3 protein-coding genes are annotated in these 4485 nt (G+C 70.3%); all 3 read right to left on the reverse strand.

What is annotated here, in order from left to right; genetic code table 11:
• A partial coding sequence (gene mnmG / locus AACZ35_RS12750) for a tRNA uridine-5-carboxymethylaminomethyl(34) synthesis enzyme MnmG (protein ID WP_339829898.1) occupies nucleotides 1–1120 on the reverse strand: 1120 nt, incomplete at its 3' end.
• 425 nt (nucleotides 1121–1545) lie between these two features.
• Nucleotides 1546–2607: a hypothetical protein gene (locus AACZ35_RS12755; RefSeq protein ID WP_339829900.1), complete on the reverse strand. Its 1062-nt coding sequence runs from the start codon at nucleotides 2605–2607 to the stop codon at nucleotides 1546–1548.
• Between the two features lie 91 nt (nucleotides 2608–2698).
• On the reverse strand, nucleotides 2699–4485 hold a 1787-nt coding region (locus AACZ35_RS12760), incomplete at its 5' end, for a DUF3458 domain-containing protein (RefSeq protein ID WP_339829901.1).

Raw genomic sequence — 4485 nt, forward strand, 5'->3', positions numbered from 1 at the left:
AGCCGGTGGTGCCGTTGATCTGGCCGGCGAAGAACAGGCCGGGCACGGCCTTGGTTTCCAGCGAAGCCTTCAGGCCGCGCGGGTCGAAATAGTCGTATTCGATGGCATAACCCGGACGCGTGATCACGGCGTTTTCGAAGCCGCGCATCGAACGCACCAGTTCAAGCTGCACCTCGAAGGGCAGCGAGGTGGAGATGCCGTTGGGGTAGATCTCGTGGGTGTCCAGGCCCTCGGGCTCGACGAACACCTGGTGCGAGGCCTTGTCGGCGAAGCGCACCACCTTGTCCTCGATGCTGGGGCAATAACGCGGGCCCACGCCTTCGATCTCGCCGGCGTACATCGGCGAGCGGTCCAGGCCGCCGCGGATCACCTCGTGGGTGCGTTCGTTGGTGTGCGTGATGAAACACGACACCTGCCGCGGGTGCTCGTGCACGCTGCCCAGGAAGGAGAACACCGGGCGCGGGTCGTCGCCGGGCTGTTCGGCCATCACCGAATAATCCAGGCTGCGGCCATCTATGCGCGGCGGCGTGCCGGTCTTGAGCCGATCGACCACGAAGGGGCCTTCGCGCAGGCGCTGGGCCAGCGTGGTGGCGGGCGCCTCGCCGGCGCGGCCACCCGGGTGGTTCTTGAGCCCGACATGGATGCGGCCGGCCAGGAAGGTGCCGGCGGTCAGCACCACGGCCGGCGCCGTAAAGCGCAGGCCGGACTGGGTGACGGCGCCGCGCACCTCGCCATTTTCGATCAACAGGTCGTCCACCGCAGCCTGGAACAGCGTCAGGTTCGGCTGGTTTTCCACCATCCGCCGGATCGCCGCCTTGTACAGCGTGCGGTCGGCCTGGGCGCGGGTGGCGCGCACGGCCGGACCCTTGCTGGCATTGAGCGTGCGCCACTGGATGCCGGCCTGGTCGGCGGCACGGGCCATGGCGCCGCCCAGGGCGTCGATCTCGCGCACCAGGTGGCCCTTGCCGATGCCGCCGATGGCCGGGTTGCAGCTCATCTGCCCGACCGTCTCGATGCTGTGGGTCAGCAGCAGCGTGCGCGCACCGGCCCGCGCAGCCGCAAGGGCCGCTTCGGTGCCGGCGTGGCCGCCGCCGATGACGATCACTTCATAACTGAGCATGGTCGGGATCCGTTAGGGGCCGCGATTATCCGTCCTGGGGGGCGACGGCGCATCTGTCCGGGCTTGGCACGCTTTCTGCTTTAACCCCAAGGCACCTACCGCGGCCAACGCCGGGGGGCGTCGACCAGACTGAACAGGGGCTGGTCAGGCGCGCGGTAGGGATGCCAGGGCCTGGCGCTCCCGGGGGGGAGCGCCAGGCCCTTTTTTTTGCCTTTTTTCAGCGGTCCGGCGAAGACACGGCGCTGCAGGGATAAAGTCGGCGCCCGGCGGGTCTTGGAACAGGGGGAATCCAGGGGACCTGATGCCGGGCGCCGAACAGAGGGTCGAACCCGCACCCGCGTCACAACGTGACGCAAAGTGTCAGTCGGCGGTCGCAGGATGCGCCGCACCCAAGGGCGGCGCAATACCGTCAGACCGCCCAGGGCCTAGGGTTCGTCGTCGGATGTGCTGTTTTGTGACGTGGGTCTCACTTGCGGACGCGGTGCCGGACGCGGTGCAGGCGGCGCCTGGCGCGGGGCCGGTTTTGCCATCGGCGTGGCGCGGGGCACGGGCGCCGGACGCGCCTGCGGAGCCGGGCGGGCCTGCGGCATCGGCCGGGCCTGCGGAGCCGGGCGGGTGTAGCGCTCGCCCTGCACCTGGCGGACTGCCGGTGCCGGCTGGCCGACCGACTGGCGCGGCTGCGAGCGCACAGGTTCCGACCGCACCGGCTCGGGATAGCGCATGCGCGTGCCGCCCGAACGCGCGGGCGCCGGCTGCACCGGCACCGTGGCGCGGCGCACGGGCTGCAGGCTGCGTTCGCCACCCACCGCGCGCGGTGCCGGGTAGGTGCCCGGACGCACGCTGGCTTCCGGACGCAGGGCCGGCTTGGTGTAGCCACGCTGCAGCGGCTGGCCCGGGTCGCGGGCGCGTTCACCGCCCACCACCGGGCGGCGCGGCGGGTTCACCGGCGTGCCCGGGCGCGGGGTGCTGACCGGTTCGCGGCTGTTGCGGTATCTGTCCGGGCGCGGCTTGGGCATCGGCTGCGGCCAGCGGTCGTAGTTGTCTTCGTTGCCGTAGTACGGGTAGTCCGGGCGCGGATTGGGGTCGCGATAACGCGGCCGGTCGTACCCGTGGTAGCCGCCGTACCAGCCCCAGTTGTTCCAGCCCCAGGTGTTGCCGACCGAAAAGCTCCAGCCCGGCGAGTAGTGGTAGGGGTAATAACCGCCCCAGCTGGGCACGCAGCCGTAATAGCTGCGGCAGCGGTAGCGGTCCAGGCCCCAGAACGGCGAATAGCCGTAACCGTAGCCATAGCCGATGCTGCCGCCGTACGGATAGTCGTAGTCGTAACCGTCGTCGGCGCCGTAGTAGTAGTCGCCGTCGCCGTCGTACGCGGGGTAGTAATAGCCGCCGTCGCGATAGACCGTGCGGTCGCGGTAATAGCCGTCGCCGTAGGTCGCGCAGCCAGTGAGCGCGATCAATGGGACTAGCAGCATCAGCAGGCGTTTCATGGCGTTTCCCCCAGTCATGTCGGGCAGTCTTGGCGCCGGGGGGTGAATACCCCCTTAACTCACCCAGCCTTCACCGGCGGCGAATCGCCGCTCAGCCCAGCAACCGTTCGAGCAGGTCGCGGCTGTCCGGCGAGGCCAGCTGCCCGGCCATCGAGTCCAGCGCCGCCCGTGCCTGCCCGCGCTGGGGTTCGGCCCAGCGGCGCCAGCTTTCGAAGGCGCCCAGCAGCCGGGCCGCGACCTGCGGGTTCACGGCGTCTAGCGCCGCCACCTGCGCCGCGACCAGCCGGTAGCCGGCGCCGTCGCGCCGATGGAAGGCCAGCGGGTTCAGGCGCGCGAAGCTGCCGATCAGCGCGCGCACCCGGTTGGGATTGGCGGGCTTCCACCAGGTCGAGGCCATCAGGGCCTGGACGTCGTCGAGCGCTTCGGGATGCGGGCGCGTGGCCACCAGGCCGATCCACTTGTCGGTGACCAGGGGGTCGGCCGCGTGGGCTTCACGGAAACCGGCCAGCGCAACTTCGGCGCCCGGCGCCTGGAAGTGCAGCAGGCAGCGAAGTGCGGCGATGCGTTCGGTCATGCTGCCGCCGGCGTCGAACTGCGCCTGCGCCAGTCGCGCCTCCGGGTCGATCCGCGTCAGCCAGGCCAGGCAGGCGTTGCGCAGCGCGCGCGCCGACATGGCCTTGCCCGACAGGCCTTCGCGCGCGTCGGCGGCCAGCGCTTCGTAACGAAGCTGCAGGCGTTCGACCTGGTCTTCGGCCAGGCGGTCGAGCAACTCTTCGCGCCGGCCCACGAGGGCCTGCACGTCCACTTCGTCCACCTGTTCGGCCAGGGTGTCGAAATCGGGCAGCACCAGGCACTCGGCGACGAAGGCCGGGTCGGCGTCGGGGTCCGACAGCAGGTCGGCCAGTGCATCGGACAGCGCGCCGGTGGCGGCCTCGGCGTGCGGCCGGGCCAGCAGGGCCTCGGTGGCCAGGCGCTGCAGCAGGTCCCAGCGATTGAAGGAATCACGCTCGAGCCGGGCCAGGCGGGCAAGTTCGTCCACGCCCTGGTCGAAGCGCAGTTTCACCGGCGCGCCGAAGCCCTGGTTGAAGGCCGGCAGCGGCGCGCCCTTCAGGCCGCGCCAGCGCAGCACGTGGCGGGCGCCGGTGAGTTCGACCAGGCCGTCGCGCACGACGGCGTCCGATTCCGGCGCCTGGTCCACGACCGCGCCTTGCGCGTCGAACAGCACGTAGCGCAGCGGAATGACCAGCGGCTGCTTGTCGGGCTGGCCCGGCGTCGGCGGCGTGTGCTGGTCGATGGTGAGCGTGTAGTCGCCGCTGGCATCGTCGAAGTCGGCGCTGATCGCCACTTCCGGCGTGCCCGCCTGCGCATACCAGCGCGCGAAACCGGACAGGTCGCGGCCGCTGGCGGCGGCGTGCGCGGCCATGAAGTCCTCCAGCGTCGCCGCCTTGCCGTCGTTGTCGGCGAAGTAGCGGTCCATGCCGGCGCGGAAGGCGTCTTCGCCCACCAGGGTATGCAGCACGCGGATGACCTCGGCGCCCTTCTCGTAAATCGTCAGCGTGTAGAAGTTGCTGATTTCCTTGTAGCGCGCCGGCCGCACCGGATGCGCCAGCGCACCGGCGTCTTCGGCGAACTGCCGGCCGCGCAGCAGGCGCACCACTTCGATGCGCTTGAGTGCGCGCGAATGCAGGTCGGAACTGAACTCGGTGTCCCGGAAGACCGTCAGCCCTTCCTTGAGCGAAAGCTGGAACCAGTCGCGCAGCGTCACCCGGTTGCCCGACCAGTTGTGAAGGTACTCGTGCGCCACTACCGACTCGATCGCCAGGAAGTCGGCGTCGGTGGCGCTAGCCTCGTCGGCCAGGATGTAGCGGGCGTTGAAGA

The sequence above is a fragment of the uncultured Arenimonas sp. genome, assembly GCF_963976025.1.
GTDB lineage: Bacteria > Pseudomonadota > Gammaproteobacteria > Xanthomonadales > Xanthomonadaceae > Arenimonas.

What these genes read in the sequence shown, in the direction of transcription:
- AACZ35_RS12755 (WP_339829900.1), bottom strand. Translation starts at nt 2,607, where the DNA reads ATGAAACGCCTGCTGATGCTGCTAGTCCCATTGATCGCGCTCACTGGC.